Consider the following 23,863-nt stretch of genomic DNA (forward strand, 5'->3'; position numbering starts at 1 on the left):
TCCTATTTTGAAAACATTATAACATAATAATATTTTTGTTTTCAAAAGTTATATATTGGGAGGGTAGTAGATTTAGAGGTGTATATATGAGAATGGTTAGGGAGATAAATATTAATCCAAAAAATATTAATGAAATCGATTATATTAATGAGGGTTCAATTACAAATAAAAATCTAAATATAATGAAATATATTTTTAACAATATATTAAATGGAGTATTAGTCATTGATGAGAATAATACAATAAATTTATTAAATAAACAGGCAGAAAATATATTTGGAGTTTTAAGTGAAAACGTAGTAGGTAAATCTCCTGAAAAATGTATTTCTAATTCAAGATTACATTTAATAAATGGGGAATCTTTAGTATATATTTTTAAAAAAGATAGTAAAGAATTAGTACTTTTAAGAAGGAAAAGTCCAATATATTTAGAAGGAATTTTTAAAGGAAATGTAATTGTATTTGAAGATATATCTAAAATAGAGCAAATAAATAAAGAGTTAATAGCTACCAAAAAGATAAGAGATAAATTTGAAATAATATTAAATTCTATTAAAGAAGGTATATGTGTTTTGGACAAGTATGGATATATATCATATGCCAATCCAGAATACTTTACCCTATCTGAAGAGGATGAAAATATATTAGGGAAACATATTGATGAAGTTTCTCCAAATGGAATAAGAAAACAAGTGCTTTTGACTGGAAAAAGTGAAATAGGGAAAATAAGAAACAAACAAAGCAAGATTATTACATCAGCATATCCAATTACTAAAGATAATAATATTATTGGAATATTGTCAACTATTAATAAACTAGGTGGTATGTCAATATTACCAGAAAATTTAGGAGATATATCCGAAAATGAAGAGGTTTTAGAAGATGATTTAAATGCAATAAATAAACCTCATAAGGCATTTGATAAATTTATAGGACATAGTCAAAAAATTATAGAAGTATTATTATTAGCTACAAAGGCAGCTAAAAGTTCTGCAACTGTGCTCATTAGAGGGGAGAGTGGAACTGGTAAAGAACTTATAGCAGAGGGCATACATTATGCAAGTGAGAGGAATAAAGGACCATTTATAAGAGTAAATTGTGCTGCTATACCAGAAAATCTAATAGAAAGTGAATTATTTGGACATGAAAAAGGTTCCTTCACAGGAGCAATAAAAAGAAAGCTTGGCAAATTTGAGTTAGCTCAAAATGGGACAATATTTTTAGATGAAATAGGAGAAATGGATAAAAATACTCAAGCAAAGATTTTAAGAGTATTACAATATAAAGAATTTCAAAGAGTTGGTGGAGAAGAAACTATAAAAGTTGATGTTAGAGTTATAGCAGCAACTCATAGGAATTTAGAAGAAATGATAAAGAAAGGAGAATTTAGAGAGGATTTATATTATAGATTAAATGTAATTCCTATATTTATTCCTGAGTTAAAAGATAGAGTAGAAGATATACCAATATTAGTTGAACATTTTATCAATAAATTTCAAAAAGATAATAAACATAAGCAAGTCTCAAAAGATGTAATGAATACTTTTATAAATTACTCATGGAATGGGAATGTAAGAGAACTTGAAAATGTGATAGAAAGAATATTAGCATTAAATGAAAGCAATATTATTACATTAAAAGATATACCATTATACGTAAAGGAAAAAACTTTAAAATCAAACAAAAGTAATATTAAAATATTTAAAGATGAGGACATTATAAGTTATCAAAGAGGGGAAATACTAAATGTTATAGAAAATGTAGAAGAAGTATTACCTATGAAAGTATATGAAAGAATGATAATAGAGAAAGCTTTGAAAAAGTATGGGAGTTTTAATGCAGCAGGAAAAGCATTAGGACTTAATCATAAAACTATTGCAGCTAAAGCGAAAGAATTTGGAATAGAAAAGACAACTTCCTGGAAAAAAATAAAAATATAAGAATAAAATGACACAATAATATGTATTAAGGTTATTGTGTCATTTTTAGTATATAATTTGTATTTATAGGCAAGTTAAATACAAAAATATCCAAAAAAAACAAAATTAGTTACAAAAAAGTATAGAATATATACATATTTGATAAAGACTAATATATTTAATAAACAGTAATAGTTGGGAAAAAAGAACAATACAAACGTTTTCAATTGGTATTTTTGACCAAGACAATACAATATAACCAAAACAATATAGTAGAGATAATATGTAGACACTACTGTTTGTCTTAAATTTAACAATTAATTCAAGTTGGCACGGCAATTGCTATTAGTAATAAGTGTAAATAAAATAATTTATAATATGGGAGGTATTATTTATGTCAATTTTTATGTCTGAATTAATTGGGTCAATGTTACTTATCCTTCTAGGAGATGGCGTTGTTGCTAACGTTGTTCTAAAAGATTCAAAGGGTACAGGATCAGGATGGATAGTTATAACAACAGGTTGGGCTTTAGCAGTTGCAATTCCTGCACTTATTTTTGGTGGATATAGTGGAGCACACTTTAATCCAGCATTAACTGTTGCACTTGCTGCAATAGGAAGTATTTCTTGGTCAGTAGTACCAGAATATTTTGCAGGTGAGTTTTTAGGTGGCTTCTTAGGTGCTATCTTAGTATTTGTTATGTACTATGATCAATTTAAAGCAACTGAAGATCAAGCATCTAAATTAGGCGTATTCTGTACAGCACCAGCTATAAGAAATACTGGAATTAACTTTATAGGTGAGGTTATTGGAACATTCATGTTAGTATTCGGTATTTTAGGATTAGGAGCTGTTCAAATGGCACCAGGACTTAATACTTTAGCAGTTGGTGGATTAATATTCGTTATAGGTTTATGTTTAGGTGGACCTACTGGATATGCAATCAACCCTTGCAGAGACTTATCACCAAGAATAGCACATGCTATTTTACCTATACCAGGAAAGGGAGGTTCAGATTGGGGATATTCTTGGATCCCAGTTGTAGCTCCGATTGTTGGTGGTTTAATAGGTGCATTCTTATATCAAGCAATTGTATAGTATAAAAAATTAATATAAAAATAAATTAAATAACAGGTCTTGTTAGAGCAAAGTCTAACAAGGCCTAAAACTATATTATTTAGGAGGTGCTTAATAATGAAGAAGTTAATAAATAATCCAAACAATGTTTTATCAGATATGTTAGAAGGAATTGTGGCAGCACACCCAGAGTATTTGAAGAAATTAGAAAATGCTAATGTTTTGGTAAGAAGTAAAAAATCTGAAGGAAAAGTAGCATTAGTCAGCGGTGGTGGAAGTGGACATGAACCAGCACATGGAGGATATGTTGGCTTCGGAATGTTAGATGGTGCAGTATGTGGAGAAGTTTTTACATCACCTACTCCTGATCAAGTATATGAAGCAATTAAAGCTACAGATAATGGAAATGGAGTTCTTCTTGTTATAAAAAATTATACCGGAGATGTCATGAATTTTGAAATGGCAAAAGAAATGGCAGAAATGGAAGGGATAAATGTAGAACAAGTAATTGTAAATGATGATGTAGCTGTAGAAAATAGTTTATATACAGCAGGAAGAAGAGGAATTGCTGGAACTGTATTCGTTCATAAAATAGCTGGAGCAAAAGCTGAATCTGGTGGAAATTTAGAAGAAGTAAAGGCTGTTGCTGAAAAAGTAATAAATAATGTTAGAAGTATGGGAATGTCTTTATCATCTTGTATAGTACCAGCAGCAGGAAAAGCTAACTTTTCATTAGGTGAAGATGAAATAGAAATAGGAATGGGTATACATGGGGAACCTGGAACTCACAGAGAAAAAATCTCTACTGCTGATGGAGTTGCAGAACATTTATTAAGTAAAATTTTAGATGATATTAGTATAACTAAAGGTGATGAGGTAGCTGTAATGATAAACGGTCTGGGATCAACACCATATATGGAGTTATATATTATAAATAAAAAGGTAAATGAAATATTAAAAGATAAAGGCATAAGTACACATAAAACTTTTGTTGGTGAATTTATGACTTCATTAGAAATGGCAGGATGTTCTATTTCAATATTAAAACTCGATAATGAGCTTAAAGGATTACTTGATGCAAAAGCTGATACTCCAGGACTTAAGGTTATATAATAGCATCATATTAGAGGAGGGTTAATTATGGTAACAGTAAAAGAAGTAAAAGATATTCTAGTAGAGATAGAAAAAGTTATAGAAGAAAATAAATTATATTTAAGTGAATTAGATGCAGCAATAGGAGATGGAGATCATGGCTTAAATATGAGTAAGGGATTTAAAGCACTTGTTGAAAAGGTAAAAGGTTTACCAGATGATGACCTAGGAAATATATTTAAAAACGCAGGTATGGCTTTAGTTTCTAATGTAGGAGGAGCATCAGGTCCTTTATATGGAACTGCTTTTATGAAAGCAGCTATGGTAGTTAATAAAAAAAGTGAAATGGATATAAATGATTTTGTTAAAGTTTTAGAAGAAGCTTTAGGTGGAATAAAAATGAGAGGTAAAGGTCAAGAGGGTGAAAAAACAATGATTGATACTTTATCACCATCAATAGAAGCCGCTAAAAAGTCTATTAAAGAAAATAAATCTGCTAAAGAAGTCTTACTTGAAATAAAAGAAGCAGCTAAAAGAGGTATGGAACATACAAAAGATATAATTGCAACTAAGGGAAGAGCAAGTTATGTTGGAGAAAGAAGTATAGGACATATTGATGCAGGAGCTACTTCAATGTACTTGATTTTAAATACTATAATAGAAAATTTGACTAAAGAGGAGAATTAATTATGGTTGGTATAGTAATAGTATCACATAGTAATTTTATAGCTAAAGGTGTTAAAGAAGTTGCGCTTCAAATGGCACCAGAAGTTTCAATTGTAGATGCAGGTGGAACAAGTGATGGAAGAATAGGTACAGATATTTCTAAAATAACTAGTTCAATAGAAGAAGTTTATAGTGAGAGTGGTGTACTTGTATTATTTGATTTAGGGAGTGCATTTATGAATACAGAAATGGCTATAGAATTTTTAGATGATAATATTAGAGAAAAAGTGGAAATCGTAGATGCACCTTTAGTAGAAGGAGCAATTACAGCAGCAGTAGAATCTAGTATGAATAAATCTTTAGCAGAAATAAAAGATGTTCTTAAGCCTATGTCTTTAAATAAAATTTCTTAATATTTAATATAAAAAGAAGGTTGTTATTCAATCTTCTTTTTATATTAAATTATTTGACATGAAAATGTATTTATTCTATTATAATAAGTGTATAAATGCTATGAAGAGAAGAGTAATGAAAAGGAATTTTTAAAGAGAGCTAATGTTTGGTGAAAATTAGTAAAGGAAATTTTCATGAAGATGGACTTGGAGCATATTTCCCGAGCAATATTTGTTAAGGATTTACGGAAGCACCCGTTATAGTGCATGGTGATGATGGTCACCTAGTGAGTTATTTATTGTAAAATGAATAGGAAGTAGAGTGGTAACACGTATATACGTCTCTATATAGGTTAAATATACCTATATGGAGACTTTTTTAGTTAAATTATAAATTCTAAAAAATATAGGATTTATTTAATAAATATTAAGAGGTAAAGAAATAGTATTTAAGATTACTGTTTAAAATAAGGAGGAATATTTAAAAATGTGTAAAGAATGTAAAAAAACATATTATATAACTACACCAATTTATTACCCATCAACAAAACTTCATATAGGTAACACTTATACTACAGTAGCTGCTGATGCTTTAGCAAGATTTAAAAGATTAACAGGATATGATGTAATGTTCTTAACAGGTACAGATGAACACGGTCAAAAAATCCAAAGAATAGCAGAAGAAAAAGGAATTACTCCAATAGAACATGTAGATGAAATTGTAGCTGGTATTAAAGATCTTTGGAAGATGATGAATGTAAGTTATGATAAATTTATAAGAACTACAGATGATTACCATGTAAAAGCAGTTCAAGATATATTTAAAAAATTATATGATCAAGGAGATATTTATAAGAGTTCTTATGAAGGCTGGTACTGTACTCCATGTGAATCATTCTGGACAGATACTCAATTAGTAGATGGAAACTGTCCTGATTGTGGAAGACCAGTTGAAAAATCAAAAGAAGAAGCTTATTTCTTTAAGATGAGTAAATATGCTGATAGATTAATCAAATATATAGAAGAAAATCCAAATTTCATTCAACCTGAATCAAGAAAGAATGAGATGTTAAATAATTTCTTAAAACCAGGTCTTCAAGATTTATGCGTTTCAAGAACTAGTTTTGATTGGGGAGTTCCAGTAACTTTTGATGAAAAACATGTTGTTTATGTATGGATAGATGCATTATCAAACTATATTACCGCACTTGGATATGGTCAAGATAACAAAGAATTATATAATAAATTCTGGCCAGCAGATGTACATTTAATAGGAAAAGATATCCTAAGATTCCATACAATATATTGGCCAATAATGTTAATGGCTTTAGATTTACCACTTCCAAAGCAAGTATTTGGTCATGGATGGTTACTTGTTGATGGTGGAAAAATGTCAAAATCTAAAGGAAATGTTGTAGATCCAGTTGTTTTAGTTAACGAATTTGGTGTAGATCCCGTAAGATACTACTTATTAAGAGAAATTCCGTTTGGAGCAGATGGTCTATTTAATAATGAAATATTCATAAAAAAGATAAATTCAGATCTTTGTAACGATTTAGGTAATCTTTTATCAAGAAGTGTCGCAATGATAGAAAAATACTTTGAAGGGGAAATTCAACCACAAGCTGAAAAAGGTGAATTTGATGAGGAATTAATAAATTTAGCATTAGCTACTCCTAAAAAAGTTGAGGAAGCTATTGATGAATTAAATATCCCTTTAGCATTAGAACATGTATTTGAATTAATAGGTAGAGCTAATAAGTATATAGATGAAACAACTCCTTGGATTTTAGCTAAAGATGAAAGTAAGAAAGCTAGATTAGGAACAGTATTATATAACTTAATTGAAAGTTTAAGATTTGCTTCAGTTATGATTTCATCATTCTTACCAGATACAGCTAAGAAAATTAATGAACAAATCAATACTAATGAAATATCATGGGAATCATTAAAAGCATTTAACGGAACAAAAGCTGGAACTAAGGTAGTTAAGGGTGAAAATTTATTCCCAAGAATAGATGTAGAAAAGAAACTTGAAGAGTTAGAAGCTTTAAAGGCAGCACAAGCACCAGCTAAAAGAGAAATAACTCCTATAAAAGAAGAAATAACAATAGATGATTTTGAAAAAATCGACTTAAGAGTAGTTAAAGTGTTAGCTTGTGAACCAATAAAAGGAGCTAAAAAATTACTTAAATTAAAGGTAGATTTAGCTGGAGAAGAAAGACAAGTGGTTTCTGGAATAGCTAAATATTATAAGCCTGAAGAATTAGTAGGAAAAAATGTAGTTTTAGTGGCTAATTTAAAACCGGTAAAGCTTAGAGGAGAATTATCACAAGGTATGATTTTATGTTCAGCATCTGATGATGATAGTGAATTAAAAGTTGTAGATCCAGGTGAAATTTTAAGTGGAAATATAGTTAGATAATTTTTAATTAAAAGCAATCTTTTTAAATTTATAAAAGATTGCTTTTATAAAAACTTTTGAAGGAGTGAAAAGTATGAATATAATAATTGGAAATGCTTGGCCTTATCCTAATGGAGAGCTTCATTTAGGAAGAATAGCTGTATTATTACCAGGCGATATATTAGCTAGGTATCACAGATTAATGGGAGATGATGTGGTTTTTGTATCTGGAAGTGACTCTCATGGAACTCAAGTAACTATTAAAGCTAAAGAGGAAGGGCTTACTCCAGAAAAAGTAGAAGAGAAATATCATGAGAAGATTCAAAAGTGTTTTAAAGATTTAGGATTTTCTTTTGATATCTTTACAAAAACTCATACAGAATATCATTCAAACAAGGTAAAAGAATTTATACTAAATTTATATAATAAGGGGTATATCTATGAGAAAAATATTGAGCAAATATATTGTGAAACTTGTGAAGAATATCTTTCTGATAGATATATAGAAGGGATTTGTCCCTATTGTGGTTCTCATGCAATTGGAGATCAATGTGATGAGTGTTCAGAAATATTAGAAAGTGAAAATTTATTAAATAAACAATGTACTTTTTGTAAATCTGAACCAATAATAAAAGAAACCAAACATTTATTTTTTGCGTTATCCAAACTAGAAAAATATGTAAAAAGAGTTTATATAAGACAGAATGGTTGGAGAGAAAATGCACAAAAAATTGCAAAGAGATATTTAGATGAAGGTCTTAGAGACCGTGCAGTAACTAAAGATTTTAATTGGGGAATTGATGTCCCATTAGAAGGATATAAGGATAAGAAAATTTATGTTTGGATAGAAGCTTTAATGGGATATTTGACTGCAAGTATGAAATGTATAGATGAAAGAGAAGAAGATTATAGAGAATATTGGTCTGGAGAAGATAGCAGAGTATATTTTGTACATGGAAAAGATAATATACCGTTTCATACAATAATATTTCCAGCTATTTTGGCAGGATTAGGGATAAAGAATCCTAATATGAGAGAAATTTCAAGTGAATATTTAACGCTAGAAGGGAAGAAATTTTCAACTATAAAAAATTGGGCAATTTGGCCTGATGAAATGTTAGAAAAATATAATCCTGATTTAATTAGATATTATTTAATATTAAACGGACCAGAAACTAAAGATTCTGAGTTTATGTGGAAAGACTTTATAAAAACAAATAATAACGATTTGGTAGGATTATTTGGAAATTTAGTAAGTAGAGTTTTAATGTTTTTAAATAAGAACTTTGATGGAAAAATACCTGATTGTAGAATAGATAAAGATTTAAAAGAGAACTTATTTAATATATATTGTAAAGTTGGAGATAAAATAGAAGAGGGACGATTTAAAGAGGCTTTAAAGGATGTTTTAAGCTTAGTTAAAACAACCAATAAATATTTTGATGATGAAAAGCCTTGGATAAACATACATGATAATAAAAAAAGATGTGAACAGGTAATTTATAATTGTGTACAAATAATTGCAAATTTATCTAATTTAATGGAACCATTTATGCCATTTTCATCACAAAAAATAAGAGGTTTCTTAGGAATAAAGAATTCTACATGGATGCCTATAGAAGTAAGAAAAATGAATATAGGTGAAATTGGGATTTTATTTGAAAAAATAGATAAAAAAAATATCTCCGAAGAGATTACAAAATTAAAAAATAACTGGAACATCTCATTTAGGGGGTGAGATGTTCCAAAAACCATTAATAAATTAATGGTTAAAAGGGGTAAATAATAATGCTTTAACTACTTTACAACTTAAATATTACCAGTGTAATATGTCAAATATGTGTCAAATTTAAATTGTTTTTAAATTTAACAATTATATAGTAAATAATAAATAGATTTAAATAAAAAAGTATATTTTTAAGGTAGAGAAAATTATAAAATATAAATTAGTATTTGAAAGGATATGTTTTTATGGAAAAATTATTTAGGATAATTGATAGTCATGCGCATTATGATGATGAGGCATTTATAGAGGATCAAAAAGAGGTGTTTAATGAAATTAAAGAAAATGGAGTTATAGGGGTCTTGAATTGTGCAGCCTCTTATTCAAGCTTAAAAACTACAAATAGATTAACCAAAGAATATGATTTTATATATGGTGCATTAGGAATACATCCTGAAAATGCAAATGAATTTGCTGATAGTGTTTTAGAAGAAATTAAAGAGTATATAAAGTCTAATAATAAAATAGTTGCAATAGGAGAGATTGGTTTAGACTATTATTGGGATGAAAATCCTGAAAAAAGTATTCAAAAAGAAGTTTTTAGAAAGCAAATGCAATTAGCACAAGATTTAAATTTGCCAGTAATAATTCATGATAGAGAGGCACATAAAGATACATTAGAAATAATGAAAGAATTTAAAGATGTAACTGGAGTTGTACATTGTTTTTCAGGAAGTGTAGAATTTGCAAAAGAATGTATAAAGTTAGGATATTATATAGGATTTACGGGAGTTATTACATTTAAAAATGCAAAAAAATTGGTTGAAGTTGCAAATGTAGTCCCAATTGATAGAATGTTGGTTGAAACAGACTGTCCATATATGGCTCCAGAACCTAATAGAGGGAAAAGAAATAAATCAGATTACATAGAGCATATAATAAATAAACTAGCAAGTATCAAGGAAATTGATCCATTTCAATTAAATTTAAAGCTTAATGGTAATTTTTGTAGGTTGATAAGAAAAGAAATTTAATGTAAAATATTTACTATAGAATTTATACTTAATTTTAATTAAAGATTCCGCTTAATATAATTTTAAAATTTAATAACATTGATATAATACCTTTGAAAAGAACCTATTTTTATATAGCTATCATAATTTTTTATATTTTTATATTTTATGCACAGAGTGCATTATAACTAGGGTTCAAGTATTGCAAGAGTCTATCAATTTGACAAGATTACATGTTTTAGGATATAATTCAGTAGACGCTCTTGCCAAAGGAGGGAAATCAATGGTAGAAAAATTAAAAGATTATTTCAAAAAAAGTTTTTCTAACGGTCCGAAGGCAAAAATTATTTTAGGAGCAGTTGTTATAGCAATTGTTTCTACAGCGACAGTAATGAGTATGAGAAAAACGCTCACAATAAGTATAGACGGTAAAGAGGAAACTTTTGTCACGTATAAAGGGACTGTTAAGGATGTGTTGCAAGATAAATCAATAGAATTATCTGAAAAAGACAAAGTGCAACCATCATTAGAATCCAAAGTATCTGAAAAAGAGGCCATTAAGATTAAGAAAGCTATTCCAGTAGATATTGTTAGTAATGATAAAACGATAACACTACAAACAGCAGAAGATACTGTTGGGGATATGCTAAAAGCAGAGTCAGACACGCTAAAGGAACAAGGCGTCGAATTTAACGAAGAGGTTGATGAAGCATTACCGAACTTGGAATCAGAAATACAAAACGATTTAAAAGTTCAACTCGTTAAAGTAGAAACTAAAGAGGTTGTAGAAAATCAAACAATAAATTTTGATACAGTAGTAGAAAAGAATGCAGATCTTGATAGTAGTGTGCAAAAGGTTAAAACTGAAGGAACTAATGGACAAAAACAAATCACATATCAAGTGATGTATAAAGATGGTGTAGAAGTTTCTAGGGAAGTAAAGAGTACTAAAACTCTTGTTGAACCACAAAATAAAGTTGTCTTAAAAGGCACAGGTCAAGTATATGCAAGCAGAGGTTCAGGAGATATAAAATATAGAAAAAAAGTGTCTTGTATGGCAACAGCATATAGTGGACATAACACTACAGCTACAGGTAGACAACCTGTTAGAAATCCAGGTGGATTGAGTACTATTGCAGTAGATCCATCGGTAATTCCATTAGGAAGTAAAGTATATATAGAGGGTTATGGATATGCAATTGCAGCCGATACAGGTGGTGCAATACAAGGAAATAAGGTTGATTTATATCTTAATTCATCAAGTGAATGTTCTAGCTGGGGAAGAAGATCAGTGAATGTAATCGTGGTAGCGTACCCTGGAGAGTGGTAATGTATTGTAAGAGGTAACAGTAAGGTTATCTCTTTTTTTTTATTATTTAAATAAAATCAAGTTTGATATACTATTAATATATTAATGGATATTCAACAACAAAGGAAAGGGAGTATAAGAGTGATAAAAGAAGTTATTGTAGTGGAAGGACGAGATGATGTTGATGCTGTTAAAAAGGCATTAGATGCTGAAATAATAGCAGTTGGTGGATTTGGAATAAATGCAAAAGTTATAGAAAGAATAAAGGAAGCTCAAAAGAGAAAAGGAGTAATAGTTCTTACTGATCCAGATTTTGCAGGTGAAAAAATTAGAAGAATAATTTCTAAAAGAGTAAATGGAATAAAACATGCATATATTGCTAAGGAAGATGGATTAAAAAATGGAGATATAGGAGTAGAAAATGCTTCGCCAGAAGTGATTTTAAAGGCTCTTGAAATGGCTAAAATTACAACAGAAGAAAAAAGAAGCTTCTTTACAATGCAAGATATGTTTTATTTTAAGTTAACAGGAGATATAACATCAAAAGAAAGAAGACGTATGCTTGGTAAAATACTTGGAATAGGTTATGGAAATGCAGCTCAAATGATATCTAGATTGAATAATTATGGAATAACAAAAGAAGAATTTGTTAAAGGTATAGAAGAAATAGAAAAACAATTGGAAGTAGGTAAAAAGTAAATGGATTTAATGGATATAAAAACGAGAGATTTAGTAAAAAAGTATAATTTCAAATTTTCTAAGAGTTTAGGACAGAACTTTTTATTAGATGATAAAGTTCTTGACGATATAGTAGAAGGTGCAGACGTAAATGAAAAAGATTTTATTATAGAAATAGGTCCTGGTGTAGGTGTATTAACAGCTAAATTGCTACAAAAAGCTAAAAAGGTTACATGTATAGAGTTAGATAATGATCTTATTCCAATTTTAGAACAAGAATTAGGTGAATATGAAAAATTTCAATTAATACATAATGATGCTTTAAAGGTAGATTTTGATGCTATCATAGGTGATGAGGAAAGTGTTAAACTTGTGGCTAATTTACCTTATTATGTTACAACTCCAATAATAATAAAGTTATTAAAGGGAGGATATAATTTTAAATCTTTAACGATAATGATACAAAAAGAAGTTGCAGAAAGAATAAATGCTGAACCAAATTCTAAAGAATATGGAGCATTATCTGTTTTAGTTCAATATTACTGTAATACTAAAATAATTAGAAAAGTGTCACCAGAAAGTTTTATGCCAAGACCGAAAGTTGATTCTATTGTTATTAGATTAGACAGATTAGAAGAACCTAGGGTAAACGCTAAAGATGAAAAATTGTTTTTTGATATAGTAAGAAATGGGTTTAATATGAGAAGAAAAACTTTATGGAATTCAGCAAAACAGATAGGTTTATCTAAAGAAAAATTAGAAGAAGCTTTTAATGATGCTGGAATAGATCCTAAAAGAAGGGCTGAAACTTTAACTTTAGAAGAATTTGCAGCTTTATCAGATAGTATATATAAATTTAAATAAGGCTATGTTTTAAGTGAAGGTTGATATTGTAGTATAAAGCTCATGGACAGGGGAATTTACTTTAAGAACACTAAAATAAAGCTTAGTCCAATTAATGCATGCTCCCAATCAAAGATCGTTGACAAGCAATTAATTGTACAAATCTTTATTAAGAGTTCTAAGAAGCAAATTCCAATGCCAGTTCGCCCTTATACTACAATATCAACACTATTTTAAAACATAGACTAAAATAAAAATTAGCCACATAAAAATAATAGATTAAAGATGTACAATATATTTTATTTCAGAAAAGTAGATAAAATGGATTAATAATTAGTTGTTAAGCCATTTTAAAAAATGTATGAGCTAAAATATATAAGTATGTTAATCTATTATTTTTTTATGTATTTTATATAGTATTAGTAACTTAGGCACATTCAAAAAAATAACAAGTCAATGTGCCTTAAACATTTATAGTATTTAATCATAATCCACTAATAAAAGCATATACTGTATTGAATAAATATATGTGGAGGGATTATGGGGGTGTCACACAACAAATTATATAGAAATTTTATAATTTTACAGGAAGATGAAAAGGCAAATTCAACATCTAGCAATAAAGCATTATCTGGATACGCTAAGGTAGAAACAAAGGGTGACAAATGCAAAATATCTTTTTATGCTCAAAACTTAAAACAAGAATCAAAATATTCCATGGTACTTATCTGTTGTAAAAAAGATTCTAAACACTTAGTAAATTTGGGTCTTTTAACAATAAATGAAGTTGGAAAGGGAGATACCAGCAAAGAATACTATATTAATAACATAGCTGGTTTAGGTATATCCTATGACAAGATAGTAGGAGCTGCTATTTGCAAACCTAATAATGGAGAAATTATCTTCCTTATGTATGGTTTCATGAATGGAGAAGAACCAAAAGAAAATTGGAAAAATTTTAAAATGATTAAGGAAGACATTCAAAATAAAGAAAAACTAGAAAATGAAATGTCAAAAAATCAATCTATGAAACCTAAATCTGAAAATAAAGAAAGCATGAAAGATAAAAAAGAAGAACCTAAATCTAAAAATAAATTGAAAATTGATATGGAATTAGATAATTCATACGATAAGAAAGACAAAAAAGATAACAAGAAATGTAAAGATGAAGAAAAGAAAGAAATGAAGCAAAAAGAACAAAAGGAAGCAAAAGAAGAAAAGAAAGAAAAAAATATATCAAAACAAGGTTGCTCAAAGATTATTGAAGATGTAAAAAATGATTCTAATTGTATTGGGCAAGAAAATCATAAAAGAATTGAAGAAAATACTATAATGGATGCAGCAGATTCTGAACAATACGAAAAAAATTCATATGATTATTCAATACAAAGTAATCGTAGAAGAATTGAAGAAAACAGCATAATCGATGGTGCAGATTTTGAACAATACGAAAAGGATATTCAAAAAATAAAAGATACATCCTCAAATAACTTTAATATACAAGGAAAGATTGGAGAATATTTTGAGCAAATTGCTGATGGCTTTGATAAATATTCACAAGGGTTAGATGGGATTAAGTATTGTAAATGGTATAGTATACCAGTAGAAGGAATTGATGATTTATGTAATGTGTCTAACTATAATAAATATACATTAGCATATTATCCAATGCTAAATTATTATCCTTATATAAATAAGAGCAAACACTTTTTATTAGGTTATAAATGTGATTCAGTCGGAGAATTAAAATATATTGTCTATGGAATACAAGGTAGCAAAGATATTTCAGATCAGCCTTATGAAGGAAAAACAGGTTTTGTAACATGGACACATAATGAAATGAGGAATGAAGGTTACTGGCTCATGTTCTATGATTTCAAGAATTCTACTATCGTAGTTCCAATGCAGTAAATGAGAAATTGTTATGAATAAAAAACAGATAATAGTTATGTCAATTTTAGTTTCGTTAATGATTATATTGGGCATAACACAATCATTTTTTAAAGAATCATTCACACAAGTAGTTCTTGTAGAGAACGGAATAAATGAGTTTAAAGAATATAGTTTTGAGGACGGGAAATATACTTTTTCATTACCAAATCAATGGGAAGTATCTGAAAAACAAAGTATAGGACAATATATTAGTTATAAAGCAGATTTTAAAGATAAAGAAAATAAAATTACAGGATATTTACAAGTGATAGATACACAAAGTGATTTAGGGGCTTTTGCAGAAAATGATTTGAATAATCTACCATTAACCTATACAAATGAGCAAATAACTCCATTTAAACTTCAAAATGTGTCTGGTGTATTATCTCAATATAAAACTAAAGTAAAAAAAGGATATACATTTGAAAATATTTGTTATTATTTAACTAGTGATAATGGAAAGACTATGAAAATATTATTTAATGTAAAAGAAGATTATTATAAAGAAAACATAAAAACAGTTTTAAATACTATCGTTTCTAAAATCAAGGTTAAATAAGGTTTGCCATTAATAAACATTAGTATTATAATTTAAATATCAAGGAGAAGCTTAATGCTTCTCCTTGATATTTAATACTATAAGGAGATATTTATGAAGATATTTTTATTTGAATTTTTGGGAATACAAGTAAAAAGCTATGGATTAATGATTGCTATAGGGATATTAGTATCAGTTTCTTTACTTTTAAAAAAAGCAAAAAGTAAAGGATATAATGAAGATTCATTATTAAATCTAATAATTCTAGCTATAATATCAGGCGTATTAGGTGGAAAATTACTATTTATTTTAACCGAATTTAGAAGTATCTTAGATAATCCTAGTATTCTTATGAATTTTGGTTATGGATTTGTTATTTATGGAGCAATAATACTAGGCGCTCTAAGTATTATTTTATATTGTAGAAGAAAAAGATGGAGTGTTTTAGATATTATGGATTTAACAGTGCCAGGACTTGCGATTGCACAAGGATTTGGACGTATTGGATGCTTTTTAGCAGGATGTTGTTATGGTGCAGAAACCAATCTTCCTATAGGTGTTGAGTTTCCAGTAAATTCACTTGCGCCAAGTGGAGTACATTTACATCCTACTCAACTTTATTCTTCAGCCTTTGACTTTTTATTAGGTTTTTTTCTTTTATATTATTCAAGCAAAGAAAGAAAATCTGGTAAAATACTTTCAGTATACTTGATAATTTATAGTATAGGAAGATTTATGATAGAATTTTTAAGAAATGATCCAAGAGGAAATGTTGGAATGTTATCAACATCACAGTTTATAGCTATTTTTACTTTAGTTTTAGGAGTTTATTTCTTTAATTTTCATAAGTTTTTTAAGGGAGAGAAGAAAAGTTTTGAATAAAAATAGAATTTTAATAATTTTAATATTAAGTTTAACCATTACGTGTTTATCTGGATGTGCAACTTATGATAAAGTGGCAGTTAAAATGGGATTAAAAAATAATTATTTTGAATATATAAATCAAAATAAGGTAGATAAAATTATAATACAAAGTGCTAGAGATACTGGTTTTAGATTCATAATTACTGACACTAATGCTATAAATGATATGTATAAGTTATTATCAAATGGTAAACAAGTATCTGAAAGAAGTTCACTTGATCCAGATTATTATTTTGAAATATGTATTGGTGATGAAGTTAAAAAATATGAATATATAGTTGCAGCAAATGAAAAAGGAAAAGGTAACTTTTTTAATGATGATGTATGTTTTTCAATATCTAAGCGTTTAGATGATATAATAACTCAAAATCTTTCTTTTGTAAGAAAACCTAGAGATTTTCAATATGTATATTATGAATCTATTTTAGCAGTACTTAAATCAAATAAAGATGAATTAAATCAATCTAATAATAAGATAGGAATAGATACATCAGGAGATATAGACTGTTTAAAGTATATGTTTTCAACAGATTTACAGAGCTTTGAAAAAAATATTAATAAGGTTTTGTCTAGTACTAGTTTAGTTAAAAATAATAGTGAAGATTTTGATACAATAATTAAAGTTAAGAACAGAGGATATAATAGTACAATTTTTAAAACTATGATAACTGTTGATAACAAAAAAGATAAATCTTTTAATACATATTATGTATCAGCAGAATACAACTTTAAAAATTGGGATATCAATATAGGAGAACCAAACAAAATGCCAGAAGATTGGTAAAAGGAGGATGAATCAATGGGGAGTTGTGATACTTGTCCAAGTAAAGGTACATGTGGATCTAGCGGAAGTGAATGTAATAGCACTTGCTCAAAGACATTACCTAGATATGGGAAAATTAAAAACATAATTGGAGTAATTAGTGGTAAAGGTGGAGTAGGTAAATCTACTGTTACAGGTATAATGGCGACTACTTTAGCGAAAAAAGGATATAAAGTTGGAGTGTTGGATGCTGATATTACAGGACCATCTATGCCAAGATTTTTTGGAATAAATGATAAAAGAGCAATGATAATACCATTAGAAAATGATATGGTTAGATTTGATCCAGTAGAAACAAATACTGGAATAAAGGTTATTTCTATGAATCTTTTAACAGCTGTTGAGGATCAACCAGTTATATGGAGAGGACCAGTTATAACAGGAGTATTAAACCAAATGTTTGTGGAAACTAACTGGGGAGAGTTGGATTATTTACTTATAGATATGCCACCTGGTACAGGTGATATAGCATTAACAGTAATGCAAGAATTCCCTGTCAGTGAAGTTGTAGTTGTTTCAACACCTCAAGACATGGTATCAATGATTGTAAAGAAATTAGTTATAATGGCTGAAAAGATTGGTATTAAGATTAAAGGTGTAGTTGAAAATATGGCATACATTAATTGTCCAGATTGTGATAAGAAAATAAGAGTATTTAGTAAGAAATCATCAGAGGAACATGCTGAATATTTAGGATTGCCATTAATAGGAGAATTACCTATTAATACTGATTTAACAGAAGCATTAGAAAATGGAAAAGCAGAAGAATATGTAAAAGATAATGATTTATATTCTTTAATATTTGAAGGACTATATTAAGTATATTCTAGACCAGTATTCGCATTTATTTTGCATTATACTGGTCTATTATTTTATTTCATGTATCATAATATACATAATTCAATCTCCTTAGGAAATACTATTAATGTAATTTTTAATGGAAGGGTGAGTTTATTGAAAGTTAAAGTGGATAAAGATACTTGCATAGGATGTGGATTATGTCCATCAATATGTCCTGAATGTTTTGATATGGAGGATGATGGAAAAGCTGGAACAATAGTTAATGATGTACCAAAAGATGCTGAAGATAGTGCAAAGGAAGCAGAAGTTAGTTGTCCAGTTAATGCTATTTTAGCAGAATAATATCTAAAAAAATTAGAACTATCATCATATTGATAGCTCTAATTTTTTAGCCATTTTATGTTGTTAAATGCTCATTGGAAACAGATATTATTCTACTTATAGGTAGTATGCTTATAATAACTAAACATATTAAACCCTCTATACCTATTATTGGGCCATTTATAGATAAAGAATATAAAGCTGGAGACACTCCTTCTGGAGCATAAGAACCGAAGAATGCAACACCAGAAATAAAATGACACATAAATCTAGTTAAAATAGCAAGAGTTACTCCAATGTATTTTTTATTTTTGAAAAATCCAGCTAGTCCTAAAGATAAAAAAGGTAATGGGAAATCAAATAAAACTTGTACAGGATGGAGTATATATGGATCCATTAAGAAAGTTATTATGCCATAAAGAAATCCAGTTAAAAACCCAATTTCAGGACCATACATAAAAGCAATTAGCAATATTGGAATCATACTACCGAATGTTATGCTTCCTCCTTGAGGAAAGTGATATATTCTAAGCATTTTTAATATAGTAGCTAGTGCTAATGCTATACCTATTCTAGCAATTAATTGAGGGGTAAAATTTATTTTTTTCACTTTGGCTAATACTATAAGAATGATAACGAATCCTATTAATGTAGCAATAGATAATGGATTTGAAAGAATGGTGTGTACATTTTTAGGCAAATTTTGATATAGATTAATGAATTGATTTGCCCAATCATTAAAAATTTTCATAAAAAAAACCTCCTTAATAGTGCTTAGGAGATTATTAACCAATTAAGTATAAAATCTATCGTTATTTATAAAATTTTAAATAACGTACCTTACTATTTAAAAAAGTAAGATTAATATATAAAGATTACACTTCCCTACGCCAGAATTAACTGGATCAGGTTTTAAGGGTTTATGAAATATCAAATCTCAGCACAAGGCTCCCCTAGCACATTCTAAATATATTCTAAAGATTGTCTTATAAATAGTCAACTAAGTTATATATGTTATATTTGTTGCTTTTATTAGCATGCGAGATATAGTTTGATGAAACCGTACTTAATTGAATTTTTTGTCCATTTTTTGTATTATCTGATATATTATTACATGGGACTATTGTATTAAAATCATTTAATCCAACTATAACATCTTCTTTAAATGTTGAATCTATAATAAAACCTTTCATTTTTAACACCATCCTTATAAATGTATTTTTTACTTTGATGTAAATAAATATACATAATTAAAAATGATTTTTATTTTATGAAAGAGTTATAATATAATTCAAATAAAAAAATAATAGACTAGTATATTTGCATACTTGAACTATTATTTTTTATTTATTAAATTAATAAATATCATTATATATTATTTTAAATACTTCTAATGATTCTTCAATTTTTGGTTTTAAAAGTTTTTTCTTATTTTCATATTCGACTTTACCTTTTGGAGTCAAATGATATATCTTTTGAAATTTTTTTTCAGGATCATCCCAGACACCTAATATTAATTGTTCTTTTTCTAATTTTTTAAGTAGAGGATATATACCTCCAGTACTTGGTATCCATTTACCATTAGTTCTTATACCTATTTGAGTTGATATTTCATTACCGTTAGTAGGCTTTAATGATAAAATATATAAAACATATATAGGCAATAAACCTTTAGTAAATACTTGACCGACAGCATCTTTTTCCTTTTTAACTTTTTTTAATTCAGAAACTTTATTTTTATATTCTTCATAAAGCCGCTTTTCTTCAGCACGTATATCTTTTATATTATAAAAGTCAAAATTAGACATTTTAATCTACCTTTTCAACAATAAATCCGAAAAGTCCTGGACCAGTATGTACTCCAAGGGCAGGGCCTATACTATAACCTAGTTGGCAGTCTACTACATTGTCTAAGCTTTTAATAGTTTCAAATAGAGATTTCGCATCTTCAATTGCATTTCCATCCATAATCCAAAATTTACACTTGTTATTTTCAGTATAAGATTTAGCTATTTTTAACAGTTTAGATAAAGCTTGTTTTTTGCCTCTAGCTTTAGAATAAGTTTGAAAACAGCCTTCTTTGTCTATTGTTATAACAGGTTTTAAATTTAAAACCTCTGCAATAGTTCCAGCAACTCTACCTATTCTACCACCTTTTTTTAGGTATTCTAATGTATCTATAGTAAAGAAAATATCTGTATTATCAGAAATGGTTGGAATTATGTTTATTATTTCATCGAAAGATTTGCCTTGTTCAATAAGTTTTGCAGTTTCAAGAACCACAACTCCTTCGGCCATACTTAATGATTTCGAATCATACACAAATGTAGTAATTTCATCAAAATTTTCACATGCTAATCTTATGGAATTATAAGTGCCAGAAAACTCACTTGATAAAGTTATTATAATAGCATGAGTATAACCATCTCTAACAGCTTCATCAAGAATGTTAGTAAGTCTTTCGATACTTGGTAATGATGTCTTTGGAATTTCTGTAGGAAGTTTTTCATAAAGAAATTCTGGAGTTATTTCTAATTTATCATCATACTCCTTATCAGAGAAAATAATTCTAAATGGTAATAATTTTATATTATATTTTTCTAAAATCTCATCGCTTAAATCACAAGCACTATCAGTAATTAATGCTATTTTATTCATTAAATAAATCCTCCTAAAATCATTGTATAATTAATTATATCATTATTGATAACTATATCAATAGTGATATAGTTATCAATAATGATAATATGTTTTTCTATAATATATATTATTAAATAAATTTTAAATAATATTACTTATAATAAGTCAAATTGCCTATGGCTATAAAAATTAACTAAATATAGAGATAATAAGATATATTAGTTAATAATTAAAATATATTACTAATAAAATAAAAAATTAAAGGCATTGCTAAGGCATATTTAATAAAGTATAATAATACAGGATTAATAAAGATACTATATATTGTGTTATGGAGGTAAGCAAAATGCTATATGTTGTAAAAAGAGATGGAAGAAAGGTAAAGTTTAATGGTGGTAAGATATCTCAAGCCATTAAAGGTGCTGCACTTGAAATAGGTGTGACATTAAAGGAAAGTCAAGTTTTGGATACTGTACAAAAGGTTATTGAATATGTTGAGGATGAAAAAAGTGAAAGAATTACAGTGGAAGAAATTCAAAATTTGGTTGAAAAAGCTTTAAAGGATGAAAATCATAAAGATATAGCGATTGCTTATTCAGCATACAGAAAAGAAAGAACAAGAGTAAGAGATATAAAATCAGATTTAATGAAAGCAATTGAGAAGATAGGAATAGAAACAGATAGAGATAATGCTAATGTAGGTAATAATTTTAGTTCTAAATTGCTAAGAATAGCATCTGAATCTAATAAATGGCATAACTTATCTAGTATGCCTAAATATTTATCAAAGGCTCATGAAACAGGAGACTTATATTATCATGATTTAGATAGTTACAATTTAACAACTAATTGTCTTCATATACCAACAAGAGAAATTTTAGAAAATGGATTTAATACTGGATATGGAACTATAAATGCGCCTAAGAGAATAGAGACTGCCGCAGAATTATCATGTATTTTATTACAATCAACTCAAAATGATATGTTTGGAGGACAATCTCATCCAGATTTTGATAATGATCTAGGGATTTTTATTGAACCAACTAGACAAGAAATAAAGGAAGAACTACAAGAATTAGAGGTACCTGAGGATAAGGTAGAAATTCTTTTAGAGAAAAGATTAAGAACTAGGATTCATCAAGCAATGCAAGGGGTAGTTTATAACCTTAATACAATGCATTCAAGAGCAGGATCACAAGTTCCGTTTAGTTCAGTTAATATAGGAATACCAAATAATAAAGATGCTGCATTAGTATGTGAAATATTCCTTCTAGAATATGAAAAAGGATTAGGAAAAGGAGAACAACCAATATTTCCTAACATAATTTTCAGAGTAAAAGAAGGGGTTAATAGAGAAGAATGTGACCCTTATTATTATTTATATAAACTAGCATGTAGAGTTGCAGCAAAGAGAATGAATCCAACATTTATGAATATAGATGCAGATTTTAATAAAGAGTACTATGATAAAGGATATGTTCCAGCTACAATGGGATGTAGAACTTATCTTATGAAAAATGTAAATGGAGAACCAGGGTGTAAGGGTAGAGGAAATATCGCGCCAACTACAATTAATTTACCAAGAATAGCATTACAATCTAAAGGTGATATAGATAAATTTTATAAAATATTAGATAGTAGATTATCTCTAGCAAAGGATTCTTTAATGCATAGATATAACGTATTAAAGAATTTAAAGGTTAAGGATTTACCATTTGTAGCAGGACAACACCTTATGGTTGGAGCAGAAGGTTTAACTGATGATGATTTTATTGAACCAATATTAAAGCAAGGTACATGGGGAATTGGATTTATAGGACTTGCTGAAACCCTAATCTCGTTAGTTGGAAAGCATCATGGCGAAGATGAAAAGGCTAGAAAGTTAGGGTTAGATATCATAGGATACATTAGAGAATATTGTGATAGATTAACTGAGGAATATGAATTAAATTGGAGTTGTTATGCAACACCAGCAGAAGGATTATCAGGAAAATTTATAAAACAGGATAAAAAGATTTTTGGAATAATAAAAGGCGTAACAGATAAAGAATATTATACTAATAGTTATCATGTACCAGTTGGTTATAGCATATCTATTAAAGATAAAATTGATATAGAGGCACCATATCATAAAGTTTGTAATGGTGGACATATAAGTTATATAGAGGTTGATGATTTACCAAATGAAGAAACAATTATGGATATATTAAATTATGCATATAAGAATACTAATATCAGTTATATGGGTGTAAATTTCCATATAAGATATTGTAAAGAATGTGGAACTTATCTTCATAATAATGAAATGAAATGTCCAACATGCAGTAGCACAAATATTCAAGGGATATCAAGAGTTACAGGATATTTAAGCTTAGATGAAAGATTTGGTCCAGGTAAATATGAAGAGAGACATGATAGAATATCTCATACTGAAAAACATAAGAATAATTACTAAAAAAGCTAGGCATCATATTATATGATGCCTATTTTTTATGTCTAAAAATTTGTTGTCGATTAGATTTTATAATAGATATTATGTTTAATGTAAATTTATTCTTTTGTTGTAAATATAATACTTATAATGCAATTCTACAAAAAAAACTTGCAAATATTGATGCTATTTTGAATAAAAAGCCTTAAATAACAAAAAACATTGAAGGAGAAACTGAAAGTTATTGCAAAAATAATAAAATTATTATTCCATTATTAATATATATCGTGTATAATATAATAAATTATAGCTAGCAGGGCAGAATTAATATAAAAC

The 23,863-nt window shown here is 28.1% G+C and carries 22 protein-coding genes, 1 riboswitch and 1 other annotated feature; of the genes, 18 read left to right on the forward strand and 4 right to left on the reverse strand.

All coding sequences use genetic code 11. The features are described from left to right. Positions 1-86 precede the first annotated feature (86 nt). From ACYUET_RS14360 to ACYUET_RS14440, 17 genes are all read left to right on the forward strand, one after another. Positions 87-1,940 carry a sigma-54 interaction domain-containing protein gene (locus ACYUET_RS14360; protein ID WP_460280721.1) on the forward strand — a complete coding sequence of 618 codons (1,854 nt, stop codon included), beginning with the start codon at positions 87-89 and terminating at the stop codon, positions 1,938-1,940. A 373-nt stretch (positions 1,941-2,313) separates the two neighbouring features. Then, positions 2,314-3,018 carry an MIP/aquaporin family protein gene (locus tag ACYUET_RS14365; RefSeq protein WP_460280723.1) on the forward strand — a complete coding sequence of 235 codons (705 nt, stop codon included), beginning with the start codon at positions 2,314-2,316 and terminating at the stop codon, positions 3,016-3,018. Between the two features lie 96 nt (positions 3,019-3,114). Next, positions 3,115-4,110, forward strand: coding sequence for a dihydroxyacetone kinase subunit DhaK (gene dhaK / locus ACYUET_RS14370; protein WP_460280725.1), 996 nt, complete (start codon positions 3,115-3,117; stop codon positions 4,108-4,110). A gap of 27 nt (positions 4,111-4,137) precedes the next feature. Continuing rightward, positions 4,138-4,776, forward strand: coding sequence for a dihydroxyacetone kinase subunit DhaL (gene dhaL / locus ACYUET_RS14375; protein ID WP_460280727.1), 639 nt, complete (start codon positions 4,138-4,140; stop codon positions 4,774-4,776). A gap of 2 nt (positions 4,777-4,778) precedes the next feature. Continuing rightward, complete coding sequence (gene dhaM, locus ACYUET_RS14380) at positions 4,779-5,168, forward strand: dihydroxyacetone kinase phosphoryl donor subunit DhaM (protein WP_460280729.1); 390 nt, start codon at positions 4,779-4,781, stop codon at positions 5,166-5,168. A gap of 91 nt (positions 5,169-5,259) precedes the next feature. Continuing rightward, positions 5,260-5,496: a binding site (T-box leader), on the forward strand. A gap of 138 nt (positions 5,497-5,634) precedes the next feature. Next, entirely contained in the window at positions 5,635-7,572 is a 1,938-nt protein-coding gene (metG, locus tag ACYUET_RS14385; protein WP_460280731.1) for a methionine--tRNA ligase, read from the forward strand. A 73-nt stretch (positions 7,573-7,645) separates the two neighbouring features. After that, positions 7,646-9,289, forward strand: a complete 1,644-nt coding sequence (metG, locus tag ACYUET_RS14390) for a methionine--tRNA ligase (protein WP_460280733.1) — start codon at positions 7,646-7,648, stop codon at positions 9,287-9,289. A 233-nt stretch (positions 9,290-9,522) separates the two neighbouring features. Beyond that, complete coding sequence (locus ACYUET_RS14395; RefSeq protein WP_460280734.1) at positions 9,523-10,308, forward strand: TatD family hydrolase; 786 nt, start codon at positions 9,523-9,525, stop codon at positions 10,306-10,308. 262 nt (positions 10,309-10,570) lie between these two features. Further along, entirely contained in the window at positions 10,571-11,617 is a 1,047-nt protein-coding gene (locus tag ACYUET_RS14400) for a 3D domain-containing protein (RefSeq protein ID WP_460280736.1), read from the forward strand. A gap of 120 nt (positions 11,618-11,737) precedes the next feature. Beyond that, positions 11,738-12,295: a ribonuclease M5 gene (rnmV, locus tag ACYUET_RS14405; protein ID WP_460280738.1), complete on the forward strand. Its 558-nt coding sequence runs from the start codon at positions 11,738-11,740 to the stop codon at positions 12,293-12,295. After that, the gene (rsmA, locus tag ACYUET_RS14410; protein WP_460280739.1) at positions 12,296-13,138 is read left to right on the forward strand and encodes a 16S rRNA (adenine(1518)-N(6)/adenine(1519)-N(6))-dimethyltransferase RsmA; all 843 of its coding nucleotides are present in this window, start codon (positions 12,296-12,298) and stop codon (positions 13,136-13,138) included. 519 nt (positions 13,139-13,657) lie between these two features. Beyond that, positions 13,658-15,028, forward strand: a complete 1,371-nt coding sequence (locus ACYUET_RS14415) for a DUF7922 domain-containing protein (RefSeq protein ID WP_460280741.1) — start codon at positions 13,658-13,660, stop codon at positions 15,026-15,028. Positions 15,029-15,041: 13 nt separating this feature from the next. Continuing rightward, positions 15,042-15,608 carry a hypothetical protein gene (locus ACYUET_RS14420; RefSeq protein WP_460280743.1) on the forward strand — a complete coding sequence of 189 codons (567 nt, stop codon included), beginning with the start codon at positions 15,042-15,044 and terminating at the stop codon, positions 15,606-15,608. A 93-nt stretch (positions 15,609-15,701) separates the two neighbouring features. Continuing rightward, on the forward strand, positions 15,702-16,469 hold the full coding sequence (locus ACYUET_RS14425; RefSeq protein ID WP_460280745.1) for a prolipoprotein diacylglyceryl transferase: 768 nt from the start codon (positions 15,702-15,704) through the stop codon (positions 16,467-16,469). Further along, positions 16,462-17,295 (forward strand): hypothetical protein, encoded by an 834-nt coding sequence (locus ACYUET_RS14430; RefSeq protein WP_460280747.1) that lies wholly within the window; start codon positions 16,462-16,464, stop codon positions 17,293-17,295. Before ACYUET_RS14425 ends, ACYUET_RS14430 begins: the two co-directional genes overlap by 8 nt. Before the next feature lie 15 nt (positions 17,296-17,310). Next, positions 17,311-18,153 (forward strand): Mrp/NBP35 family ATP-binding protein, encoded by an 843-nt coding sequence (locus tag ACYUET_RS14435; RefSeq protein ID WP_460280749.1) that lies wholly within the window; start codon positions 17,311-17,313, stop codon positions 18,151-18,153. A 135-nt stretch (positions 18,154-18,288) separates the two neighbouring features. Then, the gene (locus ACYUET_RS14440) at positions 18,289-18,477 is read left to right on the forward strand and encodes a ferredoxin (protein ID WP_460280751.1); all 189 of its coding nucleotides are present in this window, start codon (positions 18,289-18,291) and stop codon (positions 18,475-18,477) included. A 55-nt stretch (positions 18,478-18,532) separates the two neighbouring features. Here ACYUET_RS14440 and thiT read toward each other — a convergent pair whose 3' ends face one another. The 4 genes from thiT to ACYUET_RS14460 all read right to left on the reverse strand — a co-directional run bounded on the left by thiT (position 18,533) and on the right by ACYUET_RS14460 (position 21,114). Continuing rightward, on the reverse strand, positions 18,533-19,207 hold the full coding sequence (gene thiT / locus ACYUET_RS14445) for an energy-coupled thiamine transporter ThiT (RefSeq protein WP_460280752.1): 675 nt from the start codon (positions 19,205-19,207) through the stop codon (positions 18,533-18,535). A 114-nt stretch (positions 19,208-19,321) separates the two neighbouring features. Then, positions 19,322-19,421, reverse strand: a riboswitch (TPP riboswitch). 21 nt (positions 19,422-19,442) lie between these two features. Then, complete coding sequence (locus ACYUET_RS14450) at positions 19,443-19,649, reverse strand: hypothetical protein (protein ID WP_460280754.1); 207 nt, start codon at positions 19,647-19,649, stop codon at positions 19,443-19,445. A gap of 162 nt (positions 19,650-19,811) precedes the next feature. After that, complete coding sequence (locus tag ACYUET_RS14455) at positions 19,812-20,264, reverse strand: PadR family transcriptional regulator (protein ID WP_460280756.1); 453 nt, start codon at positions 20,262-20,264, stop codon at positions 19,812-19,814. Position 20,265: 1 nt separating this feature from the next. Next, positions 20,266-21,114: a DegV family protein gene (locus tag ACYUET_RS14460; RefSeq protein ID WP_460280757.1), complete on the reverse strand. Its 849-nt coding sequence runs from the start codon at positions 21,112-21,114 to the stop codon at positions 20,266-20,268. Between the two features lie 328 nt (positions 21,115-21,442). Here ACYUET_RS14460 and ACYUET_RS14465 point away from each other — a divergent pair, with 328 nt between their 5' ends. Beyond that, positions 21,443-23,551, forward strand: coding sequence for an anaerobic ribonucleoside triphosphate reductase (locus tag ACYUET_RS14465; protein WP_460280759.1), 2,109 nt, complete (start codon positions 21,443-21,445; stop codon positions 23,549-23,551). The last annotated feature ends 312 nt before the right edge of the window (positions 23,552-23,863 follow it).

The organism is Clostridium sp. CTA-5, assembly GCF_054768135.1.

Coding starts and splice junctions, on each gene's coding strand:
- dhaK (WP_460280725.1), top strand. CDS start 3,115: ATGAAGAAGTTAATAAATAATCCAAACAATGTTTTATCAGATATGTTA.
- ACYUET_RS14425 (WP_460280745.1), top strand. CDS start 15,702: ATGAAGATATTTTTATTTGAATTTTTGGGAATACAAGTAAAAAGCTAT.
- rsmA (WP_460280739.1), top strand. CDS start 12,296: ATGGATTTAATGGATATAAAAACGAGAGATTTAGTAAAAAAGTATAAT.
- thiT (WP_460280752.1), bottom strand. CDS start 19,207: ATGAAAATTTTTAATGATTGGGCAAATCAATTCATTAATCTATATCAA.
- ACYUET_RS14420 (WP_460280743.1), top strand. CDS start 15,042: ATGAATAAAAAACAGATAATAGTTATGTCAATTTTAGTTTCGTTAATG.
- ACYUET_RS14450 (WP_460280754.1), bottom strand. CDS start 19,649: ATGAAAGGTTTTATTATAGATTCAACATTTAAAGAAGATGTTATAGTT.
- ACYUET_RS14400 (WP_460280736.1), top strand. CDS start 10,571: ATGGTAGAAAAATTAAAAGATTATTTCAAAAAAAGTTTTTCTAACGGT.
- ACYUET_RS14365 (WP_460280723.1), top strand. CDS start 2,314: ATGTCAATTTTTATGTCTGAATTAATTGGGTCAATGTTACTTATCCTT.
- ACYUET_RS14460 (WP_460280757.1), bottom strand. CDS start 21,114: ATGAATAAAATAGCATTAATTACTGATAGTGCTTGTGATTTAAGCGAT.
- metG (WP_460280733.1), top strand. CDS start 7,646: ATGAATATAATAATTGGAAATGCTTGGCCTTATCCTAATGGAGAGCTT.
- ACYUET_RS14415 (WP_460280741.1), top strand. CDS start 13,658: ATGGGGGTGTCACACAACAAATTATATAGAAATTTTATAATTTTACAG.
- dhaL (WP_460280727.1), top strand. CDS start 4,138: ATGGTAACAGTAAAAGAAGTAAAAGATATTCTAGTAGAGATAGAAAAA.
- dhaM (WP_460280729.1), top strand. CDS start 4,779: ATGGTTGGTATAGTAATAGTATCACATAGTAATTTTATAGCTAAAGGT.
- ACYUET_RS14395 (WP_460280734.1), top strand. CDS start 9,523: ATGGAAAAATTATTTAGGATAATTGATAGTCATGCGCATTATGATGAT.
- ACYUET_RS14465 (WP_460280759.1), top strand. CDS start 21,443: ATGCTATATGTTGTAAAAAGAGATGGAAGAAAGGTAAAGTTTAATGGT.
- metG (WP_460280731.1), top strand. CDS start 5,635: ATGTGTAAAGAATGTAAAAAAACATATTATATAACTACACCAATTTAT.
- ACYUET_RS14360 (WP_460280721.1), top strand. CDS start 87: ATGAGAATGGTTAGGGAGATAAATATTAATCCAAAAAATATTAATGAA.
- ACYUET_RS14435 (WP_460280749.1), top strand. CDS start 17,311: ATGGGGAGTTGTGATACTTGTCCAAGTAAAGGTACATGTGGATCTAGC.
- ACYUET_RS14455 (WP_460280756.1), bottom strand. CDS start 20,264: ATGTCTAATTTTGACTTTTATAATATAAAAGATATACGTGCTGAAGAA.